Here is a 14,708-nt window from a genome sequence, read left to right as displayed (position 1 = left end):
GGACCCCGATGACGCTGTCTCCGAAGCGCCGCCTGCTCGTGCTCGCCCTGGCGGTGCTGCTCCTCGGGGGGGCCGCCACCGCGATGGTGCTGCGCGCCGCCGACCGCGCCGAGCAGCCGCAGCGGGGTGGCCCCGCCATCGCCGGGGGGCGGGTCACGCTGGGCCGGCCGGGCACGCTGCTGCTGCTCAACACCGCCCAGGGCCCGCACCGCGGCACCCTCGCCGCCGTCCCCGCCGACGACCCGGAGGGCGAACGCACCGCCTCCGACCTCGGCTGCCGGCGCTTCCACGCCGCCGCCGGCACCGGCGTGTGCCTGCGCTCCGAGCCCGGCGCCCTCGCCCAGGACAACCAGGCACTGATCGTCGACGCCGACCTGAAGACCCGCCACGGCTTCCCCCTCGCGGGCACCCCGAGCCGGGCCCGGGTCTCCCCGAGCGGCCGGTTCGCCGCCTGGACGGTCTTCGTCGCGGGAGAGTCCTACGGCTCCGCGTTCTTCTCCACCCGTACCAGCATCGTGGACACGAGCACCTGGCAGCTGGAACCGGACCTGGAGAAGTTCACCGTCCTCATGGACGGCAAGAAGTACACCGCGGGCGACGTGAACCTCTGGGGCGTGACCTTCTCCAAGGACGACGACACCTTCTACGCCACCCTCGCCACCGCCGGCCAGACCCACCTGGTCAGGGGCTCGATCTCCGGGCGGACCGTCACCACCCTCGCGCAGAACGTCGAATGCCCCTCCCTGTCCCCGGACGAGACCCGGATCGCCTACAAGAAGCGGGTGCAGCGCGGGGCTTCGCTGTGGCGCGAGCACGTCCTGGACCTGAAGACCCTGCGCGAACAGCCGCTCGCGGAGAAGCGCAGCGTGGACGACCAGGCCGCCTGGCTCGACGACCGGACCCTCGCCTACGCGCTCCCCACCGAGGGCGCCACCGAGAGCACCGACCTGTGGACCGTCCCGGCGGACGGCAGCGGCAGCCCGCGCCTGCTGGCCCCGGGGGCCTCCTCCCCGGCCCGCCTGGGCTGAACGGTCAGTGCGGGTTCCAGGTGAACTTGCCGCCCGCGACCCACCGGACCTCGTCGAGGTCGTCCAGGTCGTGGATGGTGATCCCGAACTCCGCGGCGATCAGCAGTACGTCCGTCATGGACGTCGCCCTGCCGACGAACTCACCGTCGACCTCCACGATGCGGAAGGGCGGGTTGCCGGGTTGAACGCCCAGGACGGTGACCCGCGCCGGGTGCATGTACGGTGCCGAACCTTCGGTCATGAGGAAACAGTGGCACAGCACTAGACGGGGTGCCCGTCGGAGTCGGTGTGGTCCTTCTGGGTGGAGAACCGGTTCAGGAACACGTCCCAGCGCCCGTCGGGCCGCCGGGTCAGGGTCGCGCCGTCCTGCCAGATGCCGTTCTGGGGCCACCATTCGCTGCCGAACGGGTCGCCCTGGTTCTGGTGGATGTTGTGCATGCCCAGACCGGCGTCGAAGGGCTCGCCGAACACCAGGATCGGCCGTCCGACGACGAGGATCTGTTCGAGGGACAGGGCCGCGTCGAGATTGGAACCCGACTGCCAGGGCCGCGTCGGCCGCACCCACCCGTCGAGGAGGTCCCTCAGCGCCTGCGGCAGCCACGCGGGCCAGGCCGGGCGGTCCCGCAGGGCCGGATGGCGCAGGTAGTCGAGCGCCCCGGACGAGGACGAGCGCGCCAGCTCGTGGTAGCCCTGCGCCAGTGCGGTCACCGGCCCGAGCATGGAGGCGTCCAGGGTGAAGGCGCGCCACCGCACGCCCGTCGCCGAGTCGTGGCTGTCCACGTCCACGGCGCACTTGTACCGCCCGTCCGGAGCGTCCACCCTGAGGTTGACGTGGAACCACGCGCCCTCGTTGTCGGGAGTGTCGCGGAAGTGCTGCGACAGCGTCCCGGCCAGTACGCCGTAGTGGTCGAATGGCATGCCTCCCAGTGAAGCACCGGCCACCGCCGCGGGCCATCGGGACGCCTCCCGGCAGCCTCCGAGTCAACACGGGGACGGCGCGCTCACCCCAGCACGCCGATCGGCCGGCACCGGCGCCGCGGGCCACCGGCCGCCCCACGGGCGCGCGGCCCACCCGCGGATCCGCGCGGGCGCGCACGGGTGCGTCGGCGCCGCCGCGGCGATCCGCGGGCCGCGTTCGGTGCCACCATGCGTGCGCGATCAAGAGACATCAGCGCACGGACGAGAGGTGGGGACGTGACCCCTCAGGTGGTCGACGAAGCGGCACGGCGCCTTCCCGAGCGGCAGAGGCCGAAAGTCGCCGCGAAGCACGAGCCCGCGGCCCCGCCGGAACCCGGGAGGACGGACGCCGAGTTGCTGATCGCCGCCTCCGTGCTGCTGGCGGACGCGGCGCTGACGGCCCGGCAGGCCGGTGCGGAGCTGACGGGCGCCCTCGGCAGTTGGCGCTTCGGACTCGAGGCCCTGCGCCGCCCCACCTGGGCGCTCGGCGCCGCGTTCTCCTGCGCCAAGGCGCTGACCAGCCCGGCCGGCCTCGGATTCGGCGCGAACGGCGGCCTCGTCGGTGAATTGGCGCGGTTCGCCGGGAGCGTGACGTACCGCCGGCCCGCCAAGGTGGCCATGGCCGTGGACGCCTTCGCCCTGCGGATCCGGGCGGCCGCCGCCGACCACCCGAACCTGGCGGCGCCGGTGGCCCGCCGCCTGACCGACGCGATGGTCGCCGGTGACCGGATCGAGGCACTCCGCGCGCTGCGCGGGCTCGTCGAACGGCTGGGCATCACCCGCGCCCTGACCACGGTGAGCCCCGTCATGATGGAGCTCCTCGCGCTCTTGGGGCTGCTCGACGAGAACCCGGTCAACGATGCCTTCTCCTGGGTCACCCTCGCCGGCGGGGTTCCGACCACCGACCCCTTCATGGGGCTGCCCAGTTCCCTGATCAAATACCTCAACCCCGGGCCGGGGCGGGCCGAGCGGACCGAGCCGGACTCCATCCTGGCGAAGGTCCTCGCCACCTCTCGCAACGACGTCGTCAGCTACGTCAACGACATCGGCGCCCTCGGCAACCACGGACTGGCCCTGCTGCGCCGGGTCCACTGCGCCGACGGTGCCGTACGCCATGTGCTCCTGCTGCCCGGGACCAGCTTCGCGCTCCTCAGCAACAGCACGCCGCAGGACGTGATCGGGGCGTTCGACGGGTGCCTGCGCACCGACACCACCTACACCCGCGCCGTCCGCAACCTGCTGGAACGCGCGGGTGTCCCGGCCGGATCCGAGCTGATGATCGTCGGCCACAGCCTCGGCGGGCTGACCGCGATGAACCTGGCCTCGGACCCGGTGTTCTCCTCGACCTACCGCCTCACCCATGTGATCGCGGTGGGTTCCCCGATCGACAGCAAGCGGCCCGCCGACCACACCACCCGGGTGATCAGCCTGGTCAACAAGCACGACGTGATCCCGACGCTGGACGGGCGCGGACCGGCCTCCCCCAACGACATCCCCGCCCACTGGGTCGAACTGTCCTGGCTGGACGAGTCGTACGACTACCCGCTCTCGCACGCCCCGCAGGCCTACTCCGACAGCCTGCGCGGCCCGATGGCCCACCACCGGGAACGCGTCAACGGGCTGATCGGGGCCTACGAGGGCGAGATCACCGGCAACCAGCCGTACATGCTGCGCGACAAGTGACCGCGAGGGAGAGGGAACGACCGATGACCGACGAAGACACCCGCGACGGCCACGAAGGCCACGACGGCAACGGAGACGGCGAGGCACGGGCCGCGACGGTGGTGCGGGGCCCCGAGACGGCCTGGCCCCTGGAGAACGCCCTGTTCAGCGCCGCCGTGCTCGCCCGCCGGTTGCCCTGGGCGGACGCCCCCGCGCGGGCCCTGGGCCTGGACCTGCTCACCCGCGAGGGGATGACCCGCGCCCTGCTCGCGCACCTGAAGCGCACCCGGTCCGGGCGGCCCGTACGGCTGCGCACACCGTTCGGGTCCTTCCTCGTACCGCTCCGCGCGGACGACGCCGCGGCCCTGCTCGCGCACGCGGAGCAGGAGGGCGCCCTGGCCGCCGCGACCGGGCTGGACGCCGGGGGACGCCGCCACGGGCTCTCCCCGCACGCCGCCCCCGACGCGTCCCGCGCCCGGGAGGCCGCCCCGCCCGCCGGCGCACTGCGGGACCTGATCCGCGAGGACGTGGACGGGATCACGGGCGCCCGGCGCGGGGACGGCACCCTCGACTGGAAGGTCTGGCGCGCCGGGACGCTCCGCCTGGCCCGGCGTGCGGTGGTGGGCGCCGCGGCCGCCGAGGACACCCTGCTCAGCGAGGTGCTCGGCGCGGCGACGGCGGCCGTCGACGGCCGGTCCGGCGAAGCCAGGACCGCGGCCCTGGGCCGCCGGCTCGCGCCGTACCTGACCGACCCGGACCCCGCGTCGCTCGCCGGCCGACTGTCGCCGGGCGGTGAGGCGGCCGACACCCTGGTCCCCGCCGTGGCGCACGCGCTCTCCCTGGTGTCCGAGGCCGCCTCGGCCACCGCTCTCCAGGCCCTGGCCCTGCACGCCGCGGGGGCCGCGGACTCCCCGGAGCGGGCCGTGGCGGAGGCGCTGCGCCGCTGGCCGCCCGTGGCCACCGCCGTGCACCCGGTCCGGGCGTCGTTCGTCTGGCAGGACCTGGCGGTGGAGTCGGGGACGGAGATCCTCTGCGCCCCCGGAATGCTGCCGCGCGAACCGGGCGCGGACGGCCCGGCCTCCTGGCCCGGGGCGCTCTGCGCGGCCCCGGGGGGCTGTGCGTGGGCCCCCTTCGCGGCGCTCGTCGCGACGCAGACCGTACGCGCGGTGCTGGCGGAGGCCCGTCCGGTGCTGATCTCCCCCCGGTTCGGGGCGGAGCGGCTTCCGGACACCCTCGATCCGGGCGGGCTGCTCGTGGCCCTGACCGAGCGCGAGGGACGGTCCGGCGACGCCCGGGTCACGGTGGGCCTGCCGACGGCGCTGCCGGTGGCCGCCTCCGGCTACGCGCCGGCCTCCTACGCGGCGCTGGCGCAGGCCAGCGCCGAGCGGCTGGAACGGCACGCGGAGAGCCTCACGGCCTGCGCCGGCCACAGCGGCTGGAACGACGACGAGGCCGGCGAGCACTTCCGCATGGTGCTCCTCGGGCACGCCGACCGGTGCGCGAAGGCCGCGGCCGACGTGCGGCGGGCCGCACAGACGCTGGCGGGCTGAGGGCGCGGGGGGCAGGGCCGGGCTCCGGCCCCGGACCTGCCCCACCGGCCCTGCCCTACCAGAAGGGTGTCTCCCGGCGGCCGACCTCGTGGTCGAGCATGTCCTGCACGGCGGTCCGGGCCTCGGCGCACAGCGAGCGGGCCGCGGCCGAGCGCTCGGCGAGCGAGGCGGGCCGGGCGGGCGGCTCGATCGGCTCGCCGATGGTGATGAGCCACTTCGCGGGCAACGGGAACGCCGGGGTGAGGGGGAAGTACGGCAGGTCGAAGAGACGTGCCAGGGCCGGGATCTCCCCGAGCTTCGGATACGCCTCCTCGGCGCCGACGATCGCCACCGGTACGACGGGGGCGCCCGCGCGGACCGAGGTCACCGCGAATCCGGGGCTGAAGGGGCGGAGTCGATAGCGTTCGTGCAGGGGCTTTTCGAGACCGGCGATTCCCTCGGGAAACACCCCTACGAGTTCCCCCGCGTTCAGGTGTTCCAGTCCGAGCGTCGGGTCGATCGGGAAAGCGCCTTTCCTGCGCGCGTACGAGCCGAGCACCGGGACGCGGAAAGTCAGCGGGGCCGCCGGAATGTACAGGGGGCGGCGCAGGCTCCGGGTGAGGACCTTCATCAGCACGAAGGCGTCCAACCCCCAGGCGCCGGAGTGGTTCGCCACGAGCACTGCCGGGCCTTCGGCCGGCACGTTCTCCAGCCCGAGTACGTCCAGTCGGAAGTATTCGTCGACGAGCCAGTCCAGGGTCCGGTCCCACGCGATCTCGCCCGCCTCCCCGAACAGCCGCCGCAACAGCCGGAATTCGACCGCCGCCGCCTCGATCAAATCGGTCAGGCTTTCGGACATCAAGGACTCTCGCTCTCATGTTTCGGATCGTCAACAATCAGCCTGGCCAAGGGTTTTGCGGGAATTGGCCGACGTGGTAGTTATTCCATCACGAGATCCATTCCCCCCGTTCCATGAGAGGTGCCGTGACCATTTCCGCGCAGGAGTCCGTGATCGACGTGATCACCGAACTGCTCACCGAGACGCTCGAAGTGCCGGCCGAGGAGGTGCGGGCGAACACACCGATGCGCCTCCTGGTGGAGGACTCGCTCCTCGTGGTCGAGCTGGCCATCGCCGTGGAGGAACGGCTGGGCGTGAAGATCGACGAGAAGGAGTTCGGCGACTCCACCCTGGCCGAGTTCGCCGAGGCCGTGGCGGCCCGCCGGGCGCCCCGCTGAGCCCGGGCCCCGCGACGGTCGAACTCCTGTCGCGCGGGTGATCCCGCGGCCCCGTCCGGACCTCGCCGGCCGTCCGGGGCCCGCCCGGCCGCGCGGCCCCTACTTGGCCGGGCCCAAGTCCTCCGGCCAGCCGTAGCCGGTGCGCGGCGGCTCGGGTACGCCGCCCACCGCGGCCAGGTCCTTGTCGGCGGCGCGCATCAGCTGACCCGCCAGGTCGCGCATCGCCCGGCTCGCGGCCAGCTCGTCACCGATCGCGGGGACCTCCACGTCCGTCGGATTGCAGCGCGCCTTGCCGCGCCCGACCATCGTGGTCTTGCCGTTGTCGAGCACGGCCCGGGCCTTGGTCGTACCGTCCTCCTCGGTCAGGTAGACGCCCACCTGCCATTCCTCGGCGTGTGTCATGACGTGCCTCCTCGCGCTCCGGTCCCACTGGTTCCAGAATCCCCCCGTACGGGCCGGTCCGGCCATCCGCGGGCGGTGGCGGTGAGGGTGCCGTCCGTGTCGAGGGCGAGGGGCCCGGCGAAGCCGCGGCTGATCCGGCCGAGGAGGTCCCGCAGCCACCGGAAGTCCTCCGGCGGGGGCTCCCGCAGCCGCATCCGCCGGGCCCGGAAGGGGGCGATGCGCAGCGCGCGGAGGGCGCCGCCGTCCGGATCGATCGAGGGGAAGTAGAGGAGCCGCAGGTCGTCCCGGTACTGCTCGTGGCCGGTGATGCCCTCGTAGTCGTTGATCAGGTCGCCACAGCCGTAGGCGATCAACCTGCCCCGGTACAGCTCCAGCGGCCGGGGGTGGTGCGAGGAGTGCCCGTGGACCACGTCCGCGCCGCCGTCGACGAGCGCGTGCGCGAAACGGACCTGGTCGCGGGGGACGGCGTAGCCCCAGTTGGAACCCCAGTGGACCGAGGCGACGACGACGTCCCCGGGCCGTTTCTCCCGCCGGATCCGGGCGGCCACCGAGGCCGCCGCCTCCTCGGAGGCCTCGGCCACGTAGTCGACCCCGCTCCGGTCCGCCGAGGCGGCCCAGCCCGGCGGGATCCCGCTGGACGGCATGCCGAAGGACCGGACCAGCACCCGCCCGCCGCCCCGGAGGGGAACGGCCGCCGCCCGGCGGGCCGCCTCGGCGTCGGCCCCCGCCCCCGCCACGGCGAATCCGGCGCCGGCCAGCACGTCGAGGGTCTCCGCGAGCCCCCGGCGGCCGAAATCGAGCACGTGGTTGTTGGCCAGGACGCACACGTCGGGGCGGGCGGCGGCCAGGCAGGGCAGATTGGCCGGATGCATGCGGTAGTGGACGCCCTTGCCCGGTGCGAAGTCGTCGCTCAGCGTGACGCTGGTCTCCAGATTGAGCACCACGGCGTCGGGCGCGGCCCGGTCGATGGTCGGCAGCGCGTCGCCCCAGGGCCAGGAGAAGGCGACCGGCCGGGGGATCGGGCCGTTCGAGGCCTCCGCCAGCTCGACGTACGAGCGGGCGTCGTGGACGTACGCCTCCGCCAGCGCCGGGTCTCCCGGGTGCGGAAGGATCTGGTCGACCCCCCGCCCGAGCATCACGTCGCCCGCGAGGCACAGTGTGATCAAATCACCCTGCATGCTTCCAGGTTACCCACCTGAACGGGGGAGTTCAGAAATGCGTGTAGTGCTGTCGGCATACGACTCGCGCGGAGGCGTCGAGCCGCTCGTGGGGCTCGCGGTACGGCTGCGGGAACGGGGTGCGGAGGTGCTCGTGTGCGCACCGCCGGACGAGGAGTTCGAGAAGCGGCTGGCCGGGGTCGGCGTGGAGATGGTGCCGACCGGGGCGTCGGTGCGCGACCTGGTCACCGGGAAGACGCCGCCCGCTCCCGGGGGCCTGCCGCGGCGGGCGGCCGAGCTGGTCGCCGCGTTCCACGAGAACGTCACCGCGTTGGCCGAGGGCTGCGACGTCGTCGTGGCGACCGGGCTCCTGCCGGCCGCGGCCGGTGTGCGGTCCGCCGCCGAGAAGCTGGACGTTCCGTACGTGTACGCCAGTTACCAGCCGGTGAGCCTGCCGTCGCCGCACCATCCGCCCATCCCGCGGCCGGGCCGGCCGCTGCCCGCCGACGTCACCGACCACCGCGAACTGTGGGACCGGGACGCCCGGGACGCGCAGGAGGTTTTCGGCGAGGCGATCAACACCCACCGGGCGTCCGTCGGCCTGCCGCCGCTGGACCGGGTGCGCGACCACGTCTTCACCGACCGCCCGTGGCTGGCCGCCGACCCGGTCCTGGCCCCGTGGCAGCGGCCGGCCGACCTCGACGTGCTGCAGACCGGCGCGTGGGTCCTGCCCGACGAACGCCCGCTGCCCGCGGAACTGGTCGCGTTCCTGGACGCCGGCCCGGCACCGGTGTACGTGGGCTTCGGCAGCATCCCCATGCGCGATCCCGGGGACGTCGCCAAGGCGGCGGTCCGGGCGATCCGCGCGCAGGGCCGCCGTGTGGTCCTCTCCCGCGGCTGGGCCGACCTGGCCAGGGTCGACGACCAGGACGACTGCTTCGTCGTCGGCGAGGTCAACCACCAGGCGCTGTTCCGCCGGGCGGCGGCCGTCGTGCACCACGGCGGCGCGGGCACGACGACGACGGCCACCTGGGCCGGAGCGCCTCAGGTCCTGGTGCCGCAGGGCGGCGACCAGCCCTATTTCGCGGGCCGGGTGACCGAGTTGGGCATCGGTGCGGCACACGACGGTCCGACTCCGACCTTCGAGTCCCTTTCCGCTGCCCTGGCTTCGGCCCTGGCGCCCGAGACGGCCGCCCGGGCCACCGCCGTGGCCGACGCGTTCTGCGCCGACGGGGCGGCGGTGGCCGCGAGGCTGCTGTTCGAGGCGTACGGCTCAGACCGTCGCCAACTGGGGGATCAGGCTTAGCGCGTTGTCGTGGTAGACGCCCGTCAGCTGCTCCGGGGTGAACGCGGGGTCCGCGTCGAGGGCGGGCAGCGCCAGGTCCACGACGGTGTCGGCGGGGGCGGCCGGGAAGTCCGTGCCGAACAGGACGTTCTCGGCGGGCGCATGCGCGAGGAGGGTTGCCGCCGGCGCCATCGGCCCCGCGGTGTCGTAGTAGAAGCGACGCAGGTGGTCGCGGACGGCGCCGGGGTCGACGGCCGGATCGCAGAACCGTCCCAGGGCCTGGATCCGCGGTGCGATGTACGGCAGGAACCCGCCGGCGTGCGGAAGGATCACCTTGATGTTCGGGAAGCGGTCCAGCGTCCGCCTGCTGATCATGTTCACGGCGGCGCGGGTGGTGTCCAGGAGGAAGTCGCACATGAAGTTCGGAATGCCGGGGACGGCCGCCGCGCCGGGCGGGCTCCCCGGCAGGTTGTGCGGATGGGTGTCCACCACGGCACCGAAGTCGTCCAGCTCGTGGAAGATCCGGTCGTAGGAGGGATCGCCGAGGTACACGCCCCCGTGGTTGGCCGTCACGTTCACCCCGACCGCCCCGAACTGGCCGAGTCCGCGGCGCACGGCCCAGGACGAGGCCTCGGCGTCCTCCAGGAAGAGGGGGGCGTAGAACGAGAACCGGCCGGGATGCGAGTTCGCCACCTCCAGCATGGACAGGAGCGTGATGTTGACCGCCTCGCGCAGCTGCGCGGACGAGTGGTACCTCGCCGGCAGCATGGGTTTGAGCACGGCCGTCGCGATGCCCACGCGGTCCATGAAGCGGATCGAGTCCTCGGCGTCGAACCGGGCCCACGGCGGCAGCTGCTGCGGATTGACCAGCTCGTGGCGCTCGGCCCACTCGCGCCACTCCGGCGCGCAGAAGTGATGGTGCATGTCGATCTTCGCCTGCACCGCGTGGCCGGCCGCGGCCGCTGCCGCGGCCTCGGGCGCCGCCAGTCCCGGCAGGTGCAGTTCGGAGGTACTCGTAGAGTCAGGCATACCGGTCCGCCGTCCGTCCGTCCGTGGGGTCTGGATCAGGTTCCTGCCGTGGGTACCGACGCGAATTCCCGGACGACCCGCGACGGGTCGAGCACGAGCCGCAGGTGCTGGAGCCCCCGGAACGCCGCCATCGGGCCCTTGAGCCACGCGGCCTCGCTCTCCTCCGCGTCGCACAGTGCCATGGCCGGGAAACGCCGTAGGAGCGTGGAGAGGGCGACTTCGAGTTCGAGCCGGGCCAGCGGCGCTCCCAGGCAGTAGTGCGTGCCGTAACCGAAGCCCAGGTGGGCACCCTGGAGTCCCTCGCGCGTCACGTCCATGACGTCGGGACGGTCGAACTTCTCCGGGTCCCGGTTCGCGGAGGAGATGGCGATCTGCACCAGTGACCCCTTGGGAATCCGCGTTCCCCGGATCTCGGCGTCCTCGGCCGCGTAACGGAAGGTCGACGTCTCCACCGAACCCTCGAAACGGACGCTCTCCTCCACCGCCCGCGGGATCAGCAGCGGGTCCGCCCGGAGCCGTTCCAGCTGATCGGGACGCAGCAGCAGGTTGAGGACGGTGTTGCCGATCTGGAACGCGGTCGTCTTGTGCCCGGCGAAGAAGACGACCCACAGCGAGGACAGGAGCTCCGTCTCGTCCAGCCCCTCCTCCGCCTGGATCAGGTCGCTCAGGAAGCAGTCCGAGGGGTGCTCGCGGGTGTACGAGATCAGTCGCGTGAAGCGGCCGCGCAGCCACTCCTCGGCCGCCAGCAGTTCGTCCTTCAGCCGGGGATCGAACCGGGAGCGCGCCACGATCGAGAACTGCTCCGTGATCTCCGCGCGGTCGTCGTCGGGGATGCCGATCAGTTCGCACAGCACCGCGATGGGCAGCGGGAACGCGAACCGCGACATCAGGTCGACCGGTTCGCCGCCGTCGCATTCGTCGAGGAGGCGTTCGGCGATCGCGGTGATCCCCGCCCGCATCTCCTCCACCCGGCGGGGCGTGAACGCGCTCCGCAGACTGCGCCGCAGCCGGGTGTGGCGGGGCGGGTCGGCGAACAGCACGTTGTCGTCGAGGGCGTCGAAGACGCTGCCGTACACCGCGTGGTAGGTGTCGAGGGCGCCGTGCATGTCCTTGCTGAACCGCGGATCCGACAGGGCGTCCCGGGCGTCGTCGTAGCGGGTGATGAGGTACGTGTCGATCCCGTGCGGAGGCGTCAGCCTGCACACCGGCGCCTGCTCGCGCAGCGCGGCGTAAGCCGGATGCGGACACGTCCGGTATCCCGGAGCCCCGCCGGCCACGGCCGCCACGATCTCGTCGAGGGTGTGGCCACCCGCCGGTGCCGTCTTCTCCTGCGCCATGCTCCGCACCTTCCGGTCGCTCGCGTTTCGGCGACACACCGGTTCCCGGCGCGGACGGTCCGCGAAACGTCGGCGGTCCCGTTCGAGTGGTCTTGTCCGCGCCGGATACGGGCCCTTCGCGCGCGGTGGCCCGCGAGGGTACGCGCCCGGCGGTCGGCCGATCGGCTGTCAGCCGTCCGGTCCGGCGGTGTGGCACGCCCGGGCGGCCGGGGACATGCACCCCGTCCACCCGACCGTCCAACCGGCCCGTCCACCCGGCCCGCCCACCCCGTTCGTTCGGCCCGTTCGTCCGGCCGGCGTCCCAAGGAGTCCGCGCATGCTCCGAAGCCTCGCCCTGGTGCTCACGACAGCCGCCTCGCTCGCCCTGCCGGCACCCGCCGCCAACGCCACCGTCTCCGCCGCCTCCGACGCGGACGCCGCCCGGGCCGCCGCGGCACGCGCCGCCGTCTACGGGGCTACCGCCCGCTACCAGCAGCACTCCAATGCGGTGCGGGCCGGCTACGTACCGGACAAGTACTGCGTCGCCAACCGCAGCGGTGCGGGCGCGCTCGGGTACCCGCACTTCAACCACGCCTACGACAACTCCGTCGACCCGGCCAAGCCCGCCGCGCTGTACTACGAGGACGACGGACACGGGGGCAAGCGCCTCGTCGGCGTCCAGTGGGTGGTCTACGACCGGGACGGGAACCCGGCGACGGACGACGACCGCCCCGCCATGTTCGGCGTGCCCTTCACTGGCCCGCACCGGGGCAACTTCCCCGGCCAGCCCGTCCATTACGCCCTGCACCTGTGGCTCTGGAAGAAGAACCCCCTGGGGGCGTACGAGACCTTCAACCCGGCGGTGACCTGCCTTCCCGGAACCACGCGCCCCGCGCCCGCGCCACCGGCCTGACGCGGGTGCGGCCCGGACCGGGAGCGGCGGACGTCCTCGGGGCCGGCAGCACGCCGAGGACCGCCGTGGCCTGGATCCCCCCGGCGGAACTGTGGCCCGCGATCCAGCGCATCCGCGAGGAGCACGATCCGCAGATCCGCCGGTGGCCCCCGCACGTCAACCTCCTGTTCGGCTTCGTCCCGGAGTCGGACTTCGAGGCGGCCGCCGCGCCGTTGGAGGCCGCCGCGGCCGCGTGCGCCCCGTTCGACGTCCGGCTCGGCGGGGTTCGCAGTTTTCGGCACCGCGCCTACGCGACGGTCTGGCTCGACCCCGCCGCGGCCGGCCAGGCCCCCTGGACGGGGCTCGAACGCGTCCTGGTGGAGCACTTCCCGCTCTGCCGGGGCCGCGCCCCCCGCTTCACCCCGCACCTCTCCCTCGGCCGGACCCGGGACGCGCGCCGGCTGGCCGCGGAGTGCGCCGCGCGGCTGGGCAGCACGCCGGCGCGGGTCGACGAGCTCGTCGTGCTCTCCCGCCGGGGCCCCGAGCCGATGCGCCCCCGCGCCACCGTCGCCCTCGGTACGGGCGAGGTGCGCTGGGAGGAGCCCGCCCCCGGTGCCCCGGGCGGGCCACCCTCGCACCGGCACCACGCGGCGTGGGCCGTACTGACCGTGCGTACGGGGCCGGACGGGGAACCCGGCGCTCGCCTCGACCTCGTACGGGAACGGCTGCCCGAGCTGCTCGCCGCCTTGGCGCGGGCGGGAACGGCCGATGCCGACGCGTGGCCCCGGCCGTTCGAGACCCTCCCGGGCGGGGCACGCCTGGCGGTCGGCCTGGGCCGGACCCCACCGGACGGGGCCCGGCTCGCGGAGGTCACCGCCGACTGGCTGGGCCGGCTGTCGGGCGTGGAGATCGGCTGGGCCGAGGGCGGAGCGGTCCCCACGCTCGACTGACCTCAGTGGCCGTGGCCGGGACCGTCGTCGTGGGCCGAAGCCGTCGGGGCGGGCCCGGCCGAAGGGGACCCGGTGGCCGCGGGCGCCGCAGGGGCCGCGGGTTGCCCGGGCTCGGCGGTGCCGTGGCTGTGGCCGCCCGGGGCGGTCTCGGCGGAGTCCATGGACGCGGCGATCTGGCGCAGGCCGACGAAGGCGAGGGCGGCGGTGATCAGGACCGCGAGGCCGATGAGGCTGAAGACGCGGTGCCAGGGGGTGTCGGCGTCCTTGACGACATAGGCGACGAACGAGACGACGAGGCCGAGGGGGACGAGAACGGCGCCGCGGTCCGGGAAGTCGTCGAAGTGCTGCAGTCCGCCGCTGAGCATGCCGATGCCGAAGGACAGCAGCAGCGAGGAGCCGATGACGAGCAGGACGCGGGGGAGTCCGGGTCGCTCCCGGGTGAGCAGGAACTCGTTGAGGACGGTCGCGGCGAGGAAGACGAGCGCGCCGTAGCCGGCTATGCGGGTGTAGCGGTCGGGGTCGAGCGGGTGGTGGACGACGGCGCCGCTGATGAGGCCGGCGCCGACGAAGTAGCCGACGTACCCGAGGTAGCGGGCGGCCAGCGAGCGCCGGTGGGTGCGCTGCATACGGCGGCGGCCGGTGCGTCCTGTGGCGCCGGTCGTGGTCGTGGTCGGGGAGTGGAGCAACTGGTGCGTGGTCACGTGTGCGTGTCCTTCGATGGTGCAGGCAGGCGTGGCTCATCACCCGGTCCGTCCGCGATCAAGGGTCGGCGGCGGCCGGGGTCGGCGATGAGCTTTCAGGTCGGATCCGGGCAGAACGCCTGGACGGACCTATACGCGCTGCACCATGGAACCGACGGAACTTCGCATGGGGGGCAGTGCGGCCGGGGCGGTGCGGGCCGACGGCCACGGCGTCCTCGCGGCGCGGTCGGCGACGGCCGGTTCCCCCAGGGGCGCCGACGACGGCTCGGGGAGGTCCACGCCCTGAGGCGGGTGGCCCGAGGCGCATGCCGCGGCGGGGTGGCCGTGGCCGTGCCCGCCGTCCTCATCGCCCCCGTCGGGCGAGGACTCGCCGTACACCTCGGCCACGGCCACGGCGCCGCCGGTGACGTGTGCGGAGGCGGTGTCCGCCCCGGCGGCGTGGGTGTAGAGGAAGGCGAACAGCAGGGCGGCCAGCCACAACAGCCGCAGCGGGCCCGCCGGACGGCGGGTCCGGGGCGCGCGGGATGCAGCGTGGGCCGTGACCATGCGGTGACCATAGCGGGC

Annotated in this window: 16 protein-coding genes; 7 read left to right on the top strand and 9 right to left on the bottom strand. The window is 73.8% G+C overall.

The annotated features are described in order from the left end of the window. Positions 1-14: 14 nt before the first annotated feature. Positions 15-1,028, top strand: coding sequence for a TolB family protein (locus ACIQ5Y_RS25255; protein WP_403884817.1), 1,014 nt, complete (start codon positions 15-17; stop codon positions 1,026-1,028). 4 nt (positions 1,029-1,032) lie between these two features. On the opposite strand, the gene ACIQ5Y_RS25250 is transcribed toward ACIQ5Y_RS25255, so the two are convergent. Together ACIQ5Y_RS25250 and ACIQ5Y_RS25245 are read right to left on the bottom strand one after the other, a co-directional pair. Further along, positions 1,033-1,269, bottom strand: a complete 237-nt coding sequence (locus tag ACIQ5Y_RS25250; RefSeq protein WP_403884652.1) for a hypothetical protein — start codon at positions 1,267-1,269, stop codon at positions 1,033-1,035. A gap of 20 nt (positions 1,270-1,289) precedes the next feature. Next, the gene (locus ACIQ5Y_RS25245) at positions 1,290-1,946 is read right to left on the bottom strand and encodes a DUF2278 family protein (RefSeq protein WP_403884649.1); all 657 of its coding nucleotides are present in this window, start codon (positions 1,944-1,946) and stop codon (positions 1,290-1,292) included. Positions 1,947-2,222: 276 nt separating this feature from the next. Here ACIQ5Y_RS25245 and ACIQ5Y_RS25240 point away from each other — a divergent pair, with 276 nt between their 5' ends. Beyond that, entirely contained in the window at positions 2,223-3,668 is a 1,446-nt protein-coding gene (locus tag ACIQ5Y_RS25240; protein WP_403884646.1) for a hypothetical protein, read from the top strand. Between the two features lie 23 nt (positions 3,669-3,691). Continuing rightward, complete coding sequence (locus ACIQ5Y_RS25235; protein WP_403884643.1) at positions 3,692-5,197, top strand: hypothetical protein; 1,506 nt, start codon at positions 3,692-3,694, stop codon at positions 5,195-5,197. A gap of 55 nt (positions 5,198-5,252) precedes the next feature. Here the strand turns inward: ACIQ5Y_RS25235 and ACIQ5Y_RS25230 are convergent, their stop codons facing one another. Then, positions 5,253-6,035 carry a lysophospholipid acyltransferase family protein gene (locus ACIQ5Y_RS25230; RefSeq protein WP_403884640.1) on the bottom strand — a complete coding sequence of 261 codons (783 nt, stop codon included), beginning with the start codon at positions 6,033-6,035 and terminating at the stop codon, positions 5,253-5,255. Positions 6,036-6,160: 125 nt separating this feature from the next. Between ACIQ5Y_RS25230 and ACIQ5Y_RS25225 the strand changes: the two genes are divergently transcribed. Next, complete coding sequence (locus ACIQ5Y_RS25225) at positions 6,161-6,412, top strand: acyl carrier protein (RefSeq protein WP_403884637.1); 252 nt, start codon at positions 6,161-6,163, stop codon at positions 6,410-6,412. Between the two features lie 99 nt (positions 6,413-6,511). Here ACIQ5Y_RS25225 and ACIQ5Y_RS25220 read toward each other — a convergent pair whose 3' ends face one another. Both ACIQ5Y_RS25220 and ACIQ5Y_RS25215 read right to left on the bottom strand, forming a co-directional pair. Next, the gene (locus tag ACIQ5Y_RS25220; RefSeq protein ID WP_403884634.1) at positions 6,512-6,814 is read right to left on the bottom strand and encodes a DUF1876 domain-containing protein; all 303 of its coding nucleotides are present in this window, start codon (positions 6,812-6,814) and stop codon (positions 6,512-6,514) included. Next, complete coding sequence (locus tag ACIQ5Y_RS25215) at positions 6,811-7,992, bottom strand: CapA family protein (protein WP_403884631.1); 1,182 nt, start codon at positions 7,990-7,992, stop codon at positions 6,811-6,813. The genes ACIQ5Y_RS25220 and ACIQ5Y_RS25215 overlap by 4 nt, the downstream gene beginning before the upstream one ends. Positions 7,993-8,029: 37 nt before the next feature. Between ACIQ5Y_RS25215 and ACIQ5Y_RS25210 the strand changes: the two genes are divergently transcribed. After that, positions 8,030-9,277 carry a glycosyltransferase gene (locus ACIQ5Y_RS25210; RefSeq protein ID WP_403884628.1) on the top strand — a complete coding sequence of 416 codons (1,248 nt, stop codon included), beginning with the start codon at positions 8,030-8,032 and terminating at the stop codon, positions 9,275-9,277. Here the strand turns inward: ACIQ5Y_RS25210 and ACIQ5Y_RS25205 are convergent. Together ACIQ5Y_RS25205 and ACIQ5Y_RS25200 are read right to left on the bottom strand one after the other, a co-directional pair. Continuing rightward, complete coding sequence (locus tag ACIQ5Y_RS25205) at positions 9,245-10,285, bottom strand: amidohydrolase family protein (protein ID WP_403884625.1); 1,041 nt, start codon at positions 10,283-10,285, stop codon at positions 9,245-9,247. The genes ACIQ5Y_RS25210 and ACIQ5Y_RS25205 overlap by 33 nt on opposite strands. 35 nt (positions 10,286-10,320) lie before the next feature. Next, positions 10,321-11,622, bottom strand: coding sequence for a cytochrome P450 (locus tag ACIQ5Y_RS25200; RefSeq protein ID WP_403884622.1), 1,302 nt, complete (start codon positions 11,620-11,622; stop codon positions 10,321-10,323). Between the two features lie 316 nt (positions 11,623-11,938). Between ACIQ5Y_RS25200 and ACIQ5Y_RS25195 the strand changes: the two genes are divergently transcribed. Both ACIQ5Y_RS25195 and ACIQ5Y_RS25190 read left to right on the top strand, forming a co-directional pair. Then, on the top strand, positions 11,939-12,514 hold the full coding sequence (locus ACIQ5Y_RS25195; protein WP_403884619.1) for a hypothetical protein: 576 nt from the start codon (positions 11,939-11,941) through the stop codon (positions 12,512-12,514). A 65-nt stretch (positions 12,515-12,579) separates the two neighbouring features. Continuing rightward, entirely contained in the window at positions 12,580-13,443 is an 864-nt protein-coding gene (locus ACIQ5Y_RS25190; RefSeq protein ID WP_403884616.1) for a 2'-5' RNA ligase family protein, read from the top strand. Between the two features lie 2 nt (positions 13,444-13,445). Here the strand turns inward: ACIQ5Y_RS25190 and ACIQ5Y_RS25185 are convergent, their stop codons facing one another. After that, the gene (locus ACIQ5Y_RS25185) at positions 13,446-14,144 is read right to left on the bottom strand and encodes a hypothetical protein (RefSeq protein WP_403884613.1); all 699 of its coding nucleotides are present in this window, start codon (positions 14,142-14,144) and stop codon (positions 13,446-13,448) included. A 129-nt stretch (positions 14,145-14,273) separates the two neighbouring features. After that, positions 14,274-14,690: a hypothetical protein gene (locus ACIQ5Y_RS25180; protein ID WP_403884610.1), complete on the bottom strand. Its 417-nt coding sequence runs from the start codon at positions 14,688-14,690 to the stop codon at positions 14,274-14,276. Positions 14,691-14,708 lie beyond the last annotated feature (18 nt).

The organism is Streptomyces sp. NPDC096339, assembly GCF_044762985.1.
In the GTDB taxonomy this organism is placed as follows: Bacteria; Actinomycetota; Actinomycetes; order Streptomycetales; family Streptomycetaceae; genus Streptomyces.
Note: the sequence above shows the minus strand (reverse complement) of the source record. Positions and strands in the feature narration are given on the sequence as shown.

What these genes read in the sequence shown, in the direction of transcription:
- ACIQ5Y_RS25200 (WP_403884622.1), bottom strand. Translation starts at nt 11,622, where the DNA reads ATGGCGCAGGAGAAGACGGCACCGGCGGGTGGCCACACCCTCGACGAG.
- ACIQ5Y_RS25220 (WP_403884634.1), bottom strand. Translation starts at nt 6,814, where the DNA reads ATGACACACGCCGAGGAATGGCAGGTGGGCGTCTACCTGACCGAGGAG.
- ACIQ5Y_RS25245 (WP_403884649.1), bottom strand. Translation starts at nt 1,946, where the DNA reads ATGCCATTCGACCACTACGGCGTACTGGCCGGGACGCTGTCGCAGCAC.
- ACIQ5Y_RS25230 (WP_403884640.1), bottom strand. Translation starts at nt 6,035, where the DNA reads ATGTCCGAAAGCCTGACCGATTTGATCGAGGCGGCGGCGGTCGAATTC.
- ACIQ5Y_RS25195 (WP_403884619.1), top strand. Translation starts at nt 11,939, where the DNA reads ATGCTCCGAAGCCTCGCCCTGGTGCTCACGACAGCCGCCTCGCTCGCC.
- ACIQ5Y_RS25215 (WP_403884631.1), bottom strand. Translation starts at nt 7,992, where the DNA reads ATGCAGGGTGATTTGATCACACTGTGCCTCGCGGGCGACGTGATGCTC.
- ACIQ5Y_RS25210 (WP_403884628.1), top strand. Translation starts at nt 8,030, where the DNA reads ATGCGTGTAGTGCTGTCGGCATACGACTCGCGCGGAGGCGTCGAGCCG.
- ACIQ5Y_RS25250 (WP_403884652.1), bottom strand. Translation starts at nt 1,269, where the DNA reads ATGACCGAAGGTTCGGCACCGTACATGCACCCGGCGCGGGTCACCGTC.
- ACIQ5Y_RS25235 (WP_403884643.1), top strand. Translation starts at nt 3,692, where the DNA reads ATGACCGACGAAGACACCCGCGACGGCCACGAAGGCCACGACGGCAAC.
- ACIQ5Y_RS25180 (WP_403884610.1), bottom strand. Translation starts at nt 14,690, where the DNA reads ATGGTCACGGCCCACGCTGCATCCCGCGCGCCCCGGACCCGCCGTCCG.
- ACIQ5Y_RS25205 (WP_403884625.1), bottom strand. Translation starts at nt 10,285, where the DNA reads ATGCCTGACTCTACGAGTACCTCCGAACTGCACCTGCCGGGACTGGCG.